The sequence below is a fragment of the Kribbella catacumbae DSM 19601 genome (genome assembly GCF_000372465.1).
In the GTDB taxonomy this organism is placed as follows: Bacteria; Actinomycetota; Actinomycetes; order Propionibacteriales; family Kribbellaceae; genus Kribbella; species Kribbella catacumbae.
Map to the genome: position 1 here is coordinate 161,242 of NZ_AQUZ01000008.1, position 15,679 is coordinate 176,920.

Below are 15,679 nucleotides of genomic sequence, written 5' to 3' on the forward strand. Positions count from 1 at the left end.
GACGTACCCTGTCCGAAACCGCACCGGTCACGTCACGTTACGGCGCAGCAGATGACTAAGAACGATTCACGCGGGATGCCTCATCGGCCCCGCGAGGCCAGACTCGCCTATGGCCTCCAAACGCAATGGTTGCTGCGGAGTTGGCAGCACATCGTCAAGCGGGCCGAAGCCGGCTTCGACGAAACCGCGACCGGCTGTCCCGAATGTGACGGTACCGAGGGCCTCGACGCACGTGACCAGCTTGAATCACTGATCCGCCGAGGTGGCAGGCGAGCCGAGCGCATCTCGGCCCAGGTGAAGGCGCTGGATGAACGCTTCCTACGAGCAACTTCTCCGCAGCCGTTCTCGCCTGTCGACAGCAACTGGTGGCGCTATCGCAATCTGGACTGACAGGGTCAGTCCGGTACGGGACAGATGACGTTACTCATGAACATCCGCTCATCGGCATGTCCGGACGTTTGGCGAGCGGCGGCCTGATGCGTCCGCCGCCCACCCCGTCGTACGCTAGCGGCCGAGAGGAGGCGGCGATGGCCGATCCGGTAGGCGACATCATCGGGGACTATCGGGCGTTCGCCGCGCAGCAGAACGACCGCCTGCTCGCCCGGGGCATCGACATCCGCCCGTACCCGCTCAGCCACCTCGCCGTCCGCGTGCCGGAGTGGGACCAGTACGCGCATGTACGGAACCTGCTCGAACGCCACGCGGTCGCCAATCGCGAGAACGTCTGGAACGGCCGTCCGATCTCCTTGATCGTTCCCGCCGAGCCGCTCGAAGTCCTCGACGGCAAGGTCGTCCCGCTCATCGAGCTCATCCCGCCCGTGCACCAGCGCGTCTACAAGATGGGGTTGGAGCACCTCGGCGTCGTGGTCGGCGACACTTTCGACGCGTTCGTCGGAGCCCACAAGCCCGTCCTGACGGGACAGCAGTTCCAGGGCCCGAGCAGCACACCCGACCCCGTCTACATCTTGTTCGAGGACTTCACCCACGTGAAGTTCTATCGACTCTCACTGAGGGCATCCGTCGAGCTCGATGCTGGCCCGTTCGACGGCGGGTTCCATCACGTCGACGACTGGGTGCCCCAGCGACTCGTGACCGCGACCGGCCCGAACCCTCTGCCTCGCTGAGCGACGCCCGGAACTCGGCATGACAGCGCGGATTGTGGCATGAGAGGGGCCTTGCCGACTTCGTCCCAGGATCGCTGTGCCACACTCACGAAGATGAGGGCGTTCTTCAAGGAGATTCGCGCCGGTGACATGGCGGCAGTCGTTGCGCGGATCGATGCCGACCCTGGTCTAGTGCGTGCCGTCGCGAAGGCTCCGCCCAAGAAGGACGATGGTCAGTCGGCACTGCAGGTTGCCATCAAGTCCGGCAACTTCGAGGTTGCTCGAGTCCTCATGGACAAGGGTGCGGACGTCAACTTCATCGACTCTTCGGATGTGAACAGCTGGAATGTACCGGTGCTGCATGACGCTATCCGGGCAGCGGTCTTCAGCGCGCGGTTCGGGCGCAACATGGCGCTGCCCGGCGAGCCGCCTGACATCGAGATAATGAGTACGTCTGAGCAGTTCGACAGCGCGTTCGGCGTACTTGGGCGGATCATCGCAGAGGGAGCGGACGTCAATGCCAAGGACTCCGCGGGAAACCCGGCCTTGATGCGCGCGGTTCTGGACGCGCGGCAAGTTCTGGACGAGCCGGTTCTGATCGAGCTTCGTGAAGACCTACACCGGATCTTTGATCTTCTCCTTCGTGCGGGCGCCGATAAGGAGTGGGTCAACCCCCGGACAGGCGATCGCCTGGTCGACTTCACCGAGGGGCACCCAGTGCGACAGTTCCTGCCCGACTGACTAGGGCCGAGATGGTCCCTTCCTGGGCGCGCCACCGCGGCATGGCCGTGCTTTCGACATCCTCATCTCGGCATGAGCGAGACTTGCGGACAACCGATCAGCGGCATGTCCGGACGTCCGCCGTCACAGGCGAGACCAAGAACCCAGCTCACCCGTGTCGGCGCCACGCGCGAACGCGTCGATGATGGCGGCGGCGCGAGTTGATGTTGAGATGAAGCCCCCGGTAAACGACACCACAGCATCCTGGATCGGGAAGTCACGGGATTTGTCCGCGGGAACCACGTCCTCACCGTCCAGGAGGAAGCATGCCTCGGCGTCAACGAACCGATGAACTACCGCCAGATCGTCGCTGATCGACAGCGTCATGGTCGGGTACACCGTCCCCACCCCCCAGACCTCGGAGTAGCTCCAGCGTTGCTCCACCAACTGCGTTAGCTGGTTGCGGTATGCCTTGGCGTCCGAACGCGTTGGCGAAGGGACAGCCAGACCGGGACTTGCAACTGTCCACTCGACTTCCATACACGCTCCTTCCGACGGCATCGTCGCGCATTTGTACCAGCAGCCCAACGCCCCCATCTCGGCATCGGCGTCGTCCATCGGTCCCTCCACGCCCGGTGTATCGCTCATCGGGGCGCGATCGTTTCCCCAGTACAAGGACGGAGCGGGCGCCATGCTCAGATCGCTTACCTAGAGCCGATAACCTGCCACTTCACCCGTTCGAGCGCGCACTCAGCACTAGCGTTCGTCAGACGCCTTGACCTTCGACAGCAAGGTCAGCTACACCGCCTGGCGCAGCTACGAGCCTGGGATCCACGGCGCGAGCGATCCATATACCGAGGCTCGGAGCGAGATGCCGACGATCAACTGGGACACCGTAGTCACCGCTGGCGCTACGGCTGTCTTCGTCACGCTGGCGATCGAGTACCTCGTGAAGCCACGGATGGAAGCGCGCAAGGAGCGGTACTTCGGCATCCTCAGGGCACGCCAGGAGCTCCTGACGGTGATCACCAAGCTGACGCTGGCGGCGAAGATGTACGGGGAGGATCTGCCCGCCACCGCCCGGACTGACCTACAACGGGTATGGAACGCCGAGCGCGACCGGCAGTACGAAGTGCTGCAGAGCCAATCCCGCGCGCTGATGGACGACGTCGCTCGCTTCGCCCAGGCCTACCCAGGTCAGTTCCGCGAGACCTTGATCGCCTACGTCACCACCGTCCACGGCATCATGCTCTCGATGCGGCCACGGCACCGAAAGGCGACGCAGATCGCTGATCTGGGGATCCCGATCACTACAGCCCTCGAAGTACCACCCGGTTGGAAAATCTGGGCTCTCGTGAGGATGGCGCTCGCACACGAGAAGGTGCACCGGATGCTCACCAAGATCGGAGACGACTCTGTTGTACTGACGTCGACACCAGCGGAAGCTGCCAGCCGCCCAGACCCCCGCTGATTGTGCCGGTGGCTCTGCTGCCGTGACTGCCACGAACTGGGCTGTCTCGGCGGGGTAGCCGTTGATGTACTTCTCCAGCTGGATCCGCTCGACCGCCATTGCCCGCGGCCGCCGACCTTGACGGCGGGTAGAGCGCCGCTGTGCACGAGGGCGTAGGCCTGGTTGCCGCTGATGTTCAGTTGGCCTGAGCAACTATGCGGATGTCGTCGCGGACGCCGGGTGGTCGGCCCCGCGCATCACGTTGTTTAGCCGCGACGCAGGAGCGGCGACGTGGGTCGGTGGGCAGGAGTGCCGACGGAGGAGGCGCGAGGTGGATGCCTTTCCTGCCACGCATGTGGATCGGCTCCTGCCCACCACGTTGTTCCTGAGCCGCGACATAGGAGCGGTGGCCTGGGGTGGGTGGGCAGGAGTGCCGACGGAGGAGGCGCGGGGCTTTTAGCTGGCCATCCAGTTCTGGACGGCTTCTATTTCTCGGGGCATGGCTTCTGAGAGGTTTTCGTTGCCGTCCGCGGTGATCAGGATGTCGTCTTCGATGCGGATGCCGATGCCGCGCAGGTCCTCGGGGACGGTCAGGTCCTCGGCCTGGAAGTACAGGCCGGGCTCGACGGTGAGGACGTAGCCGGCTTCGACGTTGCCTTTGTTGTACTTCTCGTTGCGGGCTGCTGCGCAGTCGTGGACGTCGATGCCGAGCATGTGGCTGACGCCGTGCAGGGTGTAGCGCTGGTAGATGCCGCTGTTCGGGTCCAATGCCTCGTCGGCGGTGACCGGAAGCAGCTCCATGGCTTCCAGGCCGCGGACGATGACATCCATCGCCGCGTTGTGCCCGGACCGGAACGGTACGCCGGGCTTCAGTGCCGCGATGCCGGCGTTCTGGGCGTCGAGCACCAGTTGGTACAGCTCGCGCTGGCGGGGGGTGAACTCGCCGTTCACCGGCAGTGTGCGGGTGATGTCCGCGGTGTACAGGTTGCGGTTCTCCACGCCCATGTCGAGCAGCATCAGGGTGCCGTCGTTCACCGGGCCGTCGTTCTCGATCCAGTGCAGCGTGGTCGCGTGCGGTCCGGCGGCGGCGATCGACGTGTAGCCGACGTCGTTGCCTTCGGCCCGGGCACGGCGCCAGAAGGTGCCCTCGATCCAGCGTTCGCCGTACTGGCGGACCTTGTCCATGTCGGACAGTACGTCGGAGAAGCCGCGGTGGGTGATCGCGCACGCCTCGCGCAACTGCTCGATCTCGAACGCGTCCTTGACCAGCCGCAGCTCGGACAGTACGAAGGCGAGCTCGCCGTCGCGGTCCTCGTCGATCTTCGCGCCGCTCAGCAGTGAGGCGATCGAGCTCTCCTCGCCGCGGCGGACCCGGGTCGGTACGTCGCTCTTCAGTACGTCGGCGAGTGCGTCGACGTGCCGGGTCTCGATCCCGAACTCCTTGGCGGTCTCGGTCAGCGACGGGCGCCGGCCGGCCCACAGCTCGCCGTACATCCGGTCGCGCCAGAACTCCTCGCCCTGGCTGCGGTCCGCGCGGGGCCGGAAGTAGAGCACCGAGTCGTGGCCGCTGGTCCCGTTCGGCTCCAGCACCAGGACGGCGTCGGAGGTCTGGTCGCCGACCAGCCAGACGTAGTCGGTGTGCGGGCGGAACGTGTAGTCGGTGTCGTTCGAGCGGACCTTGTAGGTGCCGGCTGGGATCACCAGCCGCTCACCCGGGAACGCCTGCGACAGGGCGTCGCGCCGCTTCGCTGCCCACGTGCCGACGTCACTGAGCGTGAGGTCGTCGCGTTCGATCGAGCCCCAGCCGGAGTTCATGAACTCGCGCAGCTTCTCGCCCGACGGGCTGTCGTGGGTCGCGGTCTTGGGGGCCTTGTCCGTGTCGCTCATCGTCGAGCCATCCTCATCTCAGCGCGCGGTGTGCAGTTGGTCGCCGCGGAGCGTGCCGCTGTCCGGCAGCACCTCGGCGGGGTCCGAGCCGATGCGGGTGATCGCATTGTGCCCGTCCACGAAGACTACGCTCGGCTCGAAGGTCTTCGCCTCCGCGGTGTCGAACAGTCCGTACGAGATGAGGATGACCAGGTCACCGGGATGGATCAGGTGTGCCGCGGCGCCGTTGATGCCGACGATGCCGGTGTCGCGCGGGCCTTCGATCAGATACGTCGTCAGCCGGTTGCCGTTGGTGATGTCGACGATGTCGACCTGTTCGCCGGGCAGCAGGTTGGCCGCCTCCATCAGCGTCGCGTCCAGCGTGCAGGACCCGACGTAGTCGAGGTCGGCCTGGGTGACGGTGGCCCGGTGGACCTTGGACTTCATCATCGAGCGCAGCATGGCGCCCATCATCCAGGCCACCTCGATCACTGTCAGTGGCCACCGTCACCCTTCAGGCGCCGATCATCCTCAGTGGTAGCTCAGTTCCGGCTCCGGTGACGGTTCCGGGACGACGGGCTCGAACTGCCGGCGCAGCTTCTCGCCCTCGATGTCGACGTTCGGCAGCAGCCGGTCCAGCCAGCGCGGCAGCCACCAGGCCGAGCGGCCGAGCAGCGCCATCACGGCGGGCACGATCGTCATCCGGACCACGAAGGCGTCGATCAGGATCGCGAAGGCGAGGCCGAACCCGATCTCGCGGACCAGGATCTCGCTGGACATGATGAAGCCGGAGAAGACCGCGATCATGATCACCGCTGCGGCCGTCACCACTCGGGAGCCGTGCGAGAAGCCGTCCACGACGGCGGCACCCGGTGGGGAGCCGTGCACGTGCTCCTCGCGCATCCGGGTGACCAGGAAGACCTGGTAGTCCATCGCCAGCCCGAACACGATGCCGACCAGGAACACCGGCAGCATGCTGATGATCGGCCCGGTCTGCCCCTCGATGCCGAACAATCCGGCCAGCCAGCCCCACTGGAACACCGCGACCACCGCACCGAACGTGGCGGCCACCGTCAGCAGGAAGCCGAGCGTGGCCTTCAGGGGCACGAGGATCGAGCGGAACACGATCATCAGCAGGATGAAGGCCAGGCCGATGATCAACGAGAGATACGGGAGCAGCGCGTCGCCGAGCTTCGCGGAGATGTCGATGTTGAACGCGGTCGCTCCGGTCACCGAGACCTCGGCCCCGGCCGCCTCGGGTGCAGCCCTGATCGCCTCGACGAGTTCCTTGGTCTCGGCCGTACTCGGGCCACTCGACGGGATCACCGTCATCAATGCGGTGTCCCCAGCTGGGTTGAAGGTCGGCGGGGTCACGACGGCCACATCCGTCAGCCCGCGTACTGCGTTCGCAGTACTGGCTGCGGCGGCCTTGGGGTCAGCTGATCCGGCGGCGTCGACGACCAGCATCAGCGGTCCGTTGAAGCCGGGGCCGAATCCCTCGGACAACATCTCGTACGCCCTGCGCTGCGTGGAGTCCACTGCCGCGGAACTGTCGTCCGGCAGTCCGAGCTTCAGGTCGAGGGCAGGAATGGCCAGCGTGCCCAGTCCGATGACGGTCACCAGCAGAACGGCGATCGGTCGCTTGGTGACGAAGCCCGCCCACCGGCGGCCCATGGTCGGCTTGTCCGCAGCCTCAGGGTCTCCGCCCCGCAGACCGGGGATGCGGCCACCGAGCACGCGACGCCCGGCCATGCCCAGCAGGGCCGGCAACAGAGTAAGAGCAATGGCAACGGCTATAGCGACGGTGAACGCGGCTCCGAGACCCATTTCCGTCAGGAAGGGGATGCCGACGACGAACAGACCGGCCAGCGCGATCACCACGGTCAGCCCGGCGAACACCACCGCGGAGCCGGCCGTCCCGACCGCCCGTCCGACGGCTTCCTCCGGCTCCAGCCCGTTGCTCAGCTCGTGCCGGTAGCGGGACATGATGAACAGCGCATAGTCGATCGACACCGCCAGGCCGATCATGAAGGCCAGAATCGTCGTGCCCTCGCCGATGTCGATGAACCCCGTCGCCGCCGTGATCAGGGACGCGCCGATGCCGATCCCGATGAGTGCCGAGAGCAACGGCAGACCGGCCGCGATCAGCGAACCGAAGGTGATCAGCAGAACCACCGCGGCGACGCCGACGCCGATCACCTCGGTCAGGCTCTGCTCGTCCTGGATCTGCATCGCGTCCCCGCCGTACTCGACCGTCAAGCCGCTCGCACGAGCGGGCTCGACCGCGGCAGCGACCGCCTCCTGGGCCTCCGGCGTCACGTCCTGTGCCGGGACTTGGTAGGAGATCTGCGCGTAGCCGACGCGCCCGTCGGGTGAGATCGCCTTGGCAGTAAAGGGATCCACGACTCGCGCGACCTGAGGAGCATTGGTCAGCTGAGCCAGCGTGTTCGTCACCGTGGCGGTGTTGGCCGGATCGGTGAGCCGTTGTCCTGGTGGAGCCTCGAAGACGATCCGGGCCGTGGCGGCATCCGCGCCGGCCTGCGGGAACCGCTCGTCGAGCAGGTCCACGGCTCGCTGCGATTCGGTACCGGGAATGGAGAAGCCCGTGGCGGTCGGCCCGGACAACGTGGCGGCGCCCGCGATGCCCGCGGCGAGCAGTCCCAGCCAGACGAACACCACGAGCTTGCGTCGGCGGAACGCGAACCGGCCGAGCCGGTAGAGATAGGTAGCCATGCCGACGATCGTTCCTTCGGCACCCCCTACTCCGCGTCCGCCAGTCGTGGGCTTCTCGCCGTACTACGGATGCCGTACGAGCTACTGCATCGGTTGTACTCCGCTGCGGACCAGCCCGGTCCGGTAGGCGATCACCACGAGTTGCGCGCGGTCGCGGGCGTCGAGTTTCACCATCGCCCGGTTCACGTGCGTCTTGGCGGTCAAGGGGGATACCACCAGCCGCTCGGCGATCTCGTCGTTCGACAACCCGAGCGCCACCAGGCCGACCACCTCGCGCTCGCGGTCGGTCAGCACCTCCAGCAGCGTCGGGGCGGCCAGTTGCTCCAGCTCCGGCTGGGCCAGGAAGCGATTCATCAACCCACGCACGGCTTTCGGCGACAGCAACGCGTCTCCGCGCGCGACCACCTGGATCGCACTGATCAGCTCGTCCGGCTCGACGCCCTTGCCGAGGAAGCCGCTGGCGCCGGCCCGGATCGCCTCGAAAACATACTCGTCCACCTCGAAGGTGGTCAGGATCAGCACCCTCACCCCGGCCAGCGACTCGTCCGCGGTGATCTGCCGGGTCGCCTCCAGGCCGTCGACCTCGGGCATCCGGATGTCCATCAGCACCACGTCGGCGCGCTCGCTGCGGGCCCGCTCGACGGCTTCCCGGCCGTTCGCCGCCTCAGCAACGACCTCCAAGCCCGGTGCTGAGTTCACCAGCACCCGGAACCCGCTGCGGATCAGCGTCTGGTCGTCGGCCAGCAGTACCCGGATCGTCACCTGTGACTCCACCAGTCTCTAGAGGAAGAACGGCCCGGACGCGGAAACCCCCGTCCGGCAAAGGCCCTGCGGTCAGGTCGCCTCCGACGGCGGTCACTCGCTCCCGCATCCCGAGCAGCCCGTGCCCGGCGCCGACCGGATCCACCGCGGCGCTCCGGTACGGCGTACCGGGGTGGCCGCCGTCGTCGGTGATCTCGACCGTGAGGGAACCGGGCTCGTGCTCGATGCGGATCCGGACGGCGGCGCCGGGCGCGTGTTTGACCACGTTGGTCAGGGACTCCTGCAGGATCCGGTACGTCGTCAGCTCGATCACGTCCGGCAACCGCAACGACACCGGCGGCTGCCAGTCGACCTCCAGTCCGGCCGCCGTGGATGACTCGATCAACGCGCCGATCTCTTGCAGGGAAGGCGTTGGCGCGGTCGGCAGCGTGCCCAAACCCGAGCGACGCAGTACGCCGAGAAGCACGGTCAGCTCCTGCAAGACGGTCCTGCCGCCTTCGCGAACCAGGGCGAGCGCCCGTTCGGCCTCGTCGGGTTGCTCGCGGAGCAGGTGCGAGGCGACGCCGGCCTGCACGTTCATCAAGGCGATGTGATGGGCGATCACGTCGTGCAGCTCGTGCGCGATCCGCAGCCGCTCCTCGATCACCCGGCGCTCGGCCTCCTCCTCGCGGGAATGCTCTGCCCGCCGGACGCGATCCTCGAGCTCGTGCAGGTAGGCGCGGCGGTAGCGCACCGCCTCGCCGATGGCGGCGGCGAACAGGACGAAGATCGCGACCGAGAGGTTCTCGAGCACGTCGCCGTCGATGAACCATGTGGTTGAGCCGACCATCGCCACGGCGACCACGCCGACCGCGATCGAGCGGGTCCGCCGGTCCTTACGGGTCACCACGGTGTAGACCGCGCACCCCAGCGCGAGGGCGATCGGGCTCTTGACCTGCTCGGTGGCTGCGTAGCCGATCGCTGCCAGCGAGGTGATGACCAAGACGGTGAGCGGAGCCTGACGGCGGCAGGCCAGCGGCAGACAAGCGATCAGGATCATGATCGTGCCGGTGACCGTCAGTTCGATCTGCGGGGCGCCGTGCTTGGCGCCCGGCTGCAGCAGGTTGATGGCGAGCACGGTGAGCACGATGGCGTGATCGCACGCCACCGGATGCATCTTGAACCCCGCGAACCGCGGACCTGCCGCCATTCCCTCACCCTACGTGTTCACGGCCGGCGGACACGTCGTCCATCGGCCGTATCCAGCCGGTACTACGTACGCAGTACGCGCGTCACGAAGCCACCGTCAACCGGGCTCAGGGCGCATCAACTGGTCGATTCTGAAGAAGTGGCGGCCTGGACGGCGAGTTTGCGCAAGGTTGCGTAGCGGGGGCGGAGGAGGGTGATGCGCTCGACCTCGGCGGGGACGGGCTCCAGGTGTTCGCCACCGGGCACCGGTGACAGGTCCAGTGCGACCGCCGCGGCGCCGCGCGCGCCGACCTCGGCCTCCGAGCAGACGTCCGTCGGCCGGTCGAAGGTCGCGGTCAAGCAGCGTCGCCACCACGCGGACGCGTCGATACCCCCGCCACCCAGGACGACCTGCAAAGGCTGCCCGAAGAGCTCGTCGAGCATCCGGAGGCCGCGGTCGATCTCGAGGGAAGCACCTTGCAGCGACGCGGCCAGCAAGTCGGCGGCGGTGTCGTCGAACGAGAGACCGAAGTACACGCCTGAACCGCCCGGGACGGTCTCCGGCGGCCGGGTCCCGGCGTGGAAGGGGATCGCGATCACTCGCGACGAACCGATCTCCACGCCGGTCGGTTCGGGGCTGTCGAGTTGCAGTACGCCGGTCAGCCAGGCGTGCAGGTTTCCCGCGGCGGAGAATGCCATGCCGGTCACTGCACGCTGGTCGTCGACGCGATAGCGCCACAGCTCCCACGGCAGCTCGGGCGCGCCGTCGATCGGGTGTACGACGCGCACGGCGGCCGACGTACCGACTGTCACGGCTGCCGTGGTTGCGTCGTAGGCGCCGGTGCCTACGTTGGAGGCTGCGCCATCACCTGTCGGCGGATGAATCGGTACGCCGACCAGGCCGGGCCAGCGGCGCCCGTACTCCGCGGACAGCGCACCGGTCCAGCCGGTTGGCACGATCGGCGGGAGCTGGTCGGCCGAAACGCCTGCCACCGCTAGCGCCTCGTCGTCATAGGTGCCTTTGGCAAGGTTCAGTGTTCCGGTGCCGGAGGCAATGGAAACCGACGTGACGCGCTCGCCGGTCAGACGCTCGAGGACGAGGTCGGGGAGTCCCGCATAGCTCGCGGGAGAGGTGACCGACCGGAGCCAGGGGATGCGGCGGGTCCAGTAGAGGCGGTGTAGCCACGCGCCGGTACGGGCATGGAAGGCGTGTTCGTCGAAGGTCTGGTCCAGTGTGAGCTCGACCGAGCGCGTGTCGACCCAGGGGATGACCGGCGTGAGTGCCGCGCCTTTGTTGTCCAGAGCAACGATCGAGTGCCACTGCGAGGACAGCACGATGGCGCTGATTCCGTTCAGATGCCCGTTCTGCTGAAGCTCATCGAGACAGCCGAGCAAACCCTCGACGTAGCCATGCAGATCAAGAGTCGCTTCACCCGCGGCGCCGTACACAGGACTGACCTTGTGCCGCGCCAGCGCCCCAGGAATCGGCGCAGCGTCGTCGGAGAGGACCAGTGCACGCGCGGACGAAGTACCTAGATCAAGGGCAAGGATCTGGCCGTCAGTCTTCCGCATGCAGGGCCTTGAGGAACGACGCGGCCCAGACGTTCACGTCATGGGAGGCGAGGTGTTTGCGCATCGCCTTCATCCGGCGGCCGAGCTGGCGGTCGTCGGTGTTCATGGCGTCGACGATGGTGTCCTTCATGCCGTTGATGTCATGCGGGTTCACCAGGAAGGCCTGGCGGAACTCATCCGCCGCCCCGGCGAACTCGCTCAGCACCAGCGCGCCCGTGTCGTCGTACCGGCAGGCGACGTACTCCTTGGCGACCAGGTTCATCCCGTCGCGCAACGGCGTCACCACTGCGACGTCGGCGGCCCGGAAGAGCGCCGCCATCTCGGTACGCGAGTACGACGTGTGCAGGTAGTTGATCGCCGGCGTACCGATCCGCCCGTGCTCACCGTTGATCCGGCCGACCAGCAGCTCGATCTCGTCACGCAGTACGCGGTACTGCTCGACCCGCTCGCGCGACGGCGTCGCCACCTGGATGAAGACGGCGTCGTCGACCGACACGCGCCCCTCGTCCAGCAGCTCACCGAAAGCGCGCATCCGTTGCCGGATGCCCTTGGTGTAGTCGAGCCGGTCCACGCCGAGCAGGATGTGCGCGGGGTTGCCGACCTCCTGCCGCATCTCGGCGGCGCGGGCGATGGTCTCCGGCTGGCGGGCGAGCTGCTCCAACTCGCCGACGTCGATCGAGATCGGGAACGCCTTGGCGCGAACGATCCGGTCGTCCGGCAGGTGGATCCGGTCGCCGCGGGTGCGCAGGCCCATCCGGTTGCGCGCGAGCCGGGCGAAGTTCGAAGCGGCACCGGGCCGCTGGAAGCCGACCAGATCGGCGCCCATCAGCCCGTCGAGGATCTGCCGCCGCCAGGGCATCTGCGCGAACAGCTCGGTGGGCGGGAAGGGGATGTGCAGGAAGAATCCGATCCGTACGTCGGGCCGCAGCCGGCGCAGCATCGCGGGGACGAGCTGCAGCTGGTAGTCGTGTACCCAGACCACCGCGTTTTCATCGGCGGCTTCGGCCGCGGCCTCCGCGAACCGGCGGTTCACCGCGACATACGACTCCCACCACTCGCGATGGAACTCCGGCGCCACGATCACGTCGTGGTAGAGCGGCCACAGCGTCGCGTTCGAGAAGCCTTCGTAGTACAGGCGGATGTCCTCGGCCGACAGGGTCACCGGGACGAGATGCATGCCGCCCTCGTCGAACGGGTCCAGCTTCTCGTCGGCGCCGCCGGTCCAGCCGATCCAGGCGCCCTGGTGCCGCTGCATCACCGGGGCCAGCGCGGTCACCAGTCCACCTGGGCTGCGCCGCCAGGCCGTCGTACCGTCGGGCATCTCGATCCGGTCGACCGGCAGCCGGTTGGCCACCACCACGAAGGAACTGCGTCCGCTCGGCATCAGCTGTTATCCACCCAGGTATTCGTCATCGCCGGGGTAGCTGACCCCGATCTGTCTACGCGTCTCGTCGAGCAGTTCGAGGATCTCGGTCGTGGCAGCGTGTGGGAGGGCGGGGCATTCGACCTGCCCGGCGCGCACGGCCCGCATCACCTCGGCTGCTTCATAGTGGTACCCAAGGCCATGCGCCGGTACTTCGACGCGCTCCTGGCCTGCCGCCGTACTGCGGACGTAGTAGTCGGGATGGTGAAAGCGGCTCGGGAGCAGCAGGCTGCCCTCCGAACCGCTGACCGAGGCGGTCCAGGGGTTCTGCGAGCGGAGTCCGCAGGTGAGCGCGGCGACGGCGCCCGAGTCGTAGCGCCAGGCCATCGCGACGTTCAGGTCGACGCCGTCCTCAGTGAGCGAGCCGACGGCCTTGAGCTCGGCGGGCTTGCCGAGTGCCATGTGCACGAACGTCATCGGGTAGATGCCGCCGTCCATCAGGGACCCGCCGCCCAGTGCCGGATCGAGCAGGCGGGCCGGCAGATCGGGTTTGTAGAAGCCGAAGTCCGCAAGCGCCTCCATCGGCTCGCCTATCACGCCCTTGTCCAGATCGGCGAAGAAGGCCTGGATGACGGGATTCGTGCGCATCCACATCGCTTCGGCGAAAAGCGTGTTGTTCTCGTTCGCGACAGCGACGAGATCGCGCGCCTGCTTGGCGGTCAGCGTGACCGGCTTCTCGCAGAGCACCGCGATCTTGGCCTGCAGGGCGGCTCGCGCGACCGCGTAGTGCTGCGGGTGCGGAGTACCGATGTAGAGGACGTCGACGAAGCCGTCGTCGATCAGCCGGCGATAGTCGTCATAGCGGTGCTCGATGCCGAACTGGCCGGCGAACTTGTTCGCGTTCTCCAGCGAACGCGAGGCGACGGCGGTCACCACCGCCTCGTCGCCGAGCAGGCCGAGGTCTTTGGTGAATGAAGTGGAGATGTTGCCAGTAGCAACGATTCCCCAGCGGACTCGATCTATACCCACTGTCTGAACTCCGGGGTCGGGAACGGGCCGTGAGCCTTGATTCTCGCGGCTTCGAACGCGTGCGCCAAGCGAATGAGGGTGGCATCACTCCGGCCGGTACCGCTGAAGGTGATCCCGACCGGCAGGCCTTCGACCAGCCCGGACGGCACCGCCAGCAGCGGATAGCCCGCCAGCGCGGCATGGGTCGACGAACTGCCGAGCACGTGATCGCCGTTGATCAGGTCGATCGCCCAGGCCGGTGAGTACGACGGCGTGACCAGGGCGTCGAGCAGATTGTCTCGCAACAGGTTGTCGATGCCGTCACGGCCGGCTCGCAATGCGGACAACCTGGCCGCGACGTAGATCGCCGAGTCGAGTCCGTCGGTCTGCTCGGAGCGCTCGAACAGCTCCTGGCCGAAGTACCGGAGTTCGATGTCGGCGTGGGCCTTGTTGAAGGCGATCACGTCGGCGAGGGTGCGCGGACCGCCCGGGTGGCGGGTGGCCAGATAGGCGGCGAGGCCGGCCTTCATCTCGTACGCGAGGATCGCGAGCTGGTCCTCCTCGCTGCCCGGCGACGGGAGCGACAGCTTGTCGACGATGGTCGCGCCGGCGGCGGACAGCAGGCTGAGCGCTTCCTCCGTGACTTGATCGAGGCTGGTGGAATACCCCCACAACGGCCCCCGCGGTACTCCGATGCGAGTGCCGGTGAGGTCCTCCGACTGGCAGCCGGCCTCGTAGTCCGTGCCACCGCCGGTCAGCACGGTGAGCAGCGCAGCGGCCTGGCGGACCGTCCTGGTCATCGGGCCGGCCGTGTCCTGCGAGTGGCTGAGCGGGACGATGCCCTGCTGCGGGATCAGCCCGACGGTCGGCTTGAGCCCGACGATGCCGTTGAGCGCGGCCGGGCAGACGATCGAGCCGTTGGTCTCGGTGCCGATGGCCAGGTCGGCGAGTCCGGCGGCGACCGCTGCGCCCGAGCCGCTGGACGAGCCGCCGGCGGAACGGTTCAGCGCGTAGGGGTTGCGGGTCAGCCCGCCGAACGCGCTCCAGCCGGAGGAAGACGCCGAGCCGCGGAAGTTGGCCCACTCGCTGAGGTTGGTCTTGCCCAGGATGATGCAGCCTGCCTCACGCAGGCGCCGGACCAGTGGGGCGTCGTGCGGGGGTGGCGGCTGGCCGGCCAGCGCCAGGGAGCCCGCGGTCGTCGGGAGGTCGGCGGTGTCGATGTTGTCCTTCACCAGGACGGGCAGGCCGTGCAGTGGACCGCGCACCCGGCCGTCGTCACGCTCCGTGTCGAGGCGAGCGGCTTCGGTCAGGGCGGCCGGATTCGGGGTGCAGACGGCGTTCACCAGAGGATTCACCTCGGAGTACCGGATCTGCAGCTCCTCGACCGTAGCGACGGCGGTTCGCGGACCGGGCGACAAGTCGCCGGGGCCCTGTCGAGTTGAGCTCACACCGTCGATCCTGCCAGAGTTGAGCCTGCCCGGCCGTCCGCCTGGTGTCCGGGTCAGCAGCAGCGCGACACACGCTCGGTAGTTGACGCGGTGAATGACACGTGTGTTGTTCACCGCGTAGGGTGGAATGCGGACGGACGATCACCGACCGCACGGGAGTCACCAGCAGATGGACAGCGCCAACGCCAGCTCTTCCGGCCCCGCCGAAGCAGCCCAGCCGGCTGTCGCTGGGTTGTCGGACCGGGACGGTGCCATCCTCGGCTTCGAGCGCCACTGGTGGAAATACGCCGGTGCCAAGGAGCAGGCGATCCGGGACCAGTTCCAGATGTCGGCGACCCGGTACTACCAGGTGCTCAACGCCCTGATCGACCGGCCCGAGGCCCTCGCCCACGACCCACTCCTCGTGAAGCGCCTGCGCCGCCTCCGCGCCGCCCGCCAGCGAGCCCGATCCGCCCGTCGCCTGGGCATCGAGGTCTGAATCTTGAGA

15 protein-coding genes are annotated in these 15,679 nt (G+C 67.4%); 5 read left to right on the forward strand and 10 right to left on the reverse strand.

All coding sequences use genetic code 11. The annotated features are described in order from the left end of the window. Window positions 1–51: 51 nt before the first annotated feature. From A3ES_RS46955 to A3ES_RS0111460, 3 genes are all read left to right on the forward strand, one after another. On the forward strand, window positions 52–390 hold the full coding sequence (locus A3ES_RS46955; protein WP_157630458.1) for a hypothetical protein: 339 nt from the start codon (window positions 52–54) through the stop codon (window positions 388–390). A gap of 137 nt (window positions 391–527) precedes the next feature. Next, window positions 528–1,124 carry a VOC family protein gene (locus tag A3ES_RS0111455; RefSeq protein WP_020386949.1) on the forward strand — a complete coding sequence of 199 codons (597 nt, stop codon included), beginning with the start codon at window positions 528–530 and terminating at the stop codon, window positions 1,122–1,124. A 171-nt stretch (window positions 1,125–1,295) separates the two neighbouring features. Continuing rightward, window positions 1,296–1,844: an ankyrin repeat domain-containing protein gene (locus A3ES_RS0111460; RefSeq protein ID WP_157630459.1), complete on the forward strand. Its 549-nt coding sequence runs from the start codon at window positions 1,296–1,298 to the stop codon at window positions 1,842–1,844. A gap of 123 nt (window positions 1,845–1,967) precedes the next feature. Here the strand turns inward: A3ES_RS0111460 and A3ES_RS0111465 are convergent, their stop codons facing one another. Beyond that, complete coding sequence (locus A3ES_RS0111465) at window positions 1,968–2,441, reverse strand: hypothetical protein (protein ID WP_020386951.1); 474 nt, start codon at window positions 2,439–2,441, stop codon at window positions 1,968–1,970. Between the two features lie 157 nt (window positions 2,442–2,598). On the opposite strand from A3ES_RS0111465, the gene A3ES_RS53950 reads away from it, so the two are divergent. Next, window positions 2,599–3,294 carry a hypothetical protein gene (locus tag A3ES_RS53950; RefSeq protein WP_020386952.1) on the forward strand — a complete coding sequence of 232 codons (696 nt, stop codon included), beginning with the start codon at window positions 2,599–2,601 and terminating at the stop codon, window positions 3,292–3,294. Window positions 3,295–3,729: 435 nt separating this feature from the next. Here A3ES_RS53950 and A3ES_RS0111475 read toward each other — a convergent pair whose 3' ends face one another. The 9 genes from A3ES_RS0111475 to A3ES_RS0111515 form a co-directional block, all read right to left on the reverse strand. After that, window positions 3,730–5,160, reverse strand: a complete 1,431-nt coding sequence (locus A3ES_RS0111475; RefSeq protein ID WP_020386953.1) for an aminopeptidase P family protein — start codon at window positions 5,158–5,160, stop codon at window positions 3,730–3,732. Between the two features lie 18 nt (window positions 5,161–5,178). After that, the gene (gene panD, locus A3ES_RS0111480; protein WP_040454514.1) at window positions 5,179–5,601 is read right to left on the reverse strand and encodes an aspartate 1-decarboxylase; all 423 of its coding nucleotides are present in this window, start codon (window positions 5,599–5,601) and stop codon (window positions 5,179–5,181) included. Between the two features lie 69 nt (window positions 5,602–5,670). Further along, on the reverse strand, window positions 5,671–7,872 hold the full coding sequence (locus tag A3ES_RS0111485; protein ID WP_020386955.1) for an MMPL family transporter: 2,202 nt from the start codon (window positions 7,870–7,872) through the stop codon (window positions 5,671–5,673). A gap of 81 nt (window positions 7,873–7,953) precedes the next feature. After that, window positions 7,954–8,634 carry a response regulator transcription factor gene (locus A3ES_RS0111490; protein WP_020386956.1) on the reverse strand — a complete coding sequence of 227 codons (681 nt, stop codon included), beginning with the start codon at window positions 8,632–8,634 and terminating at the stop codon, window positions 7,954–7,956. Next, a complete protein-coding gene (locus A3ES_RS46960) occupies window positions 8,537–9,823 on the reverse strand; it encodes a sensor histidine kinase (protein ID WP_020386957.1) in 1,287 nt (428 codons plus the stop codon). Before A3ES_RS46960 ends, A3ES_RS0111490 begins: the two co-directional genes overlap by 98 nt. A 116-nt stretch (window positions 9,824–9,939) precedes the next feature. Next, window positions 9,940–11,373, reverse strand: coding sequence for an FGGY family carbohydrate kinase (locus A3ES_RS0111500; protein WP_020386958.1), 1,434 nt, complete (start codon window positions 11,371–11,373; stop codon window positions 9,940–9,942). Continuing rightward, window positions 11,360–12,757 (reverse strand): alpha,alpha-trehalose-phosphate synthase (UDP-forming), encoded by a 1,398-nt coding sequence (locus A3ES_RS0111505; RefSeq protein WP_020386959.1) that lies wholly within the window; start codon window positions 12,755–12,757, stop codon window positions 11,360–11,362. Before A3ES_RS0111505 ends, A3ES_RS0111500 begins: the two co-directional genes overlap by 14 nt. A gap of 6 nt (window positions 12,758–12,763) precedes the next feature. Next, window positions 12,764–13,765, reverse strand: a complete 1,002-nt coding sequence (locus A3ES_RS0111510) for a Gfo/Idh/MocA family protein (RefSeq protein ID WP_020386960.1) — start codon at window positions 13,763–13,765, stop codon at window positions 12,764–12,766. Beyond that, a complete protein-coding gene (locus tag A3ES_RS0111515) occupies window positions 13,756–15,192 on the reverse strand; it encodes an amidase (RefSeq protein WP_157630460.1) in 1,437 nt (478 codons plus the stop codon). The genes A3ES_RS0111510 and A3ES_RS0111515 overlap by 10 nt, the downstream gene beginning before the upstream one ends. 169 nt (window positions 15,193–15,361) lie before the next feature. Here A3ES_RS0111515 and A3ES_RS0111520 point away from each other — a divergent pair, with 169 nt between their 5' ends. Further along, on the forward strand, window positions 15,362–15,670 hold the full coding sequence (locus tag A3ES_RS0111520) for a DUF3263 domain-containing protein (protein WP_026162776.1): 309 nt from the start codon (window positions 15,362–15,364) through the stop codon (window positions 15,668–15,670). Window positions 15,671–15,679: the final 9 nt, after the last annotated feature.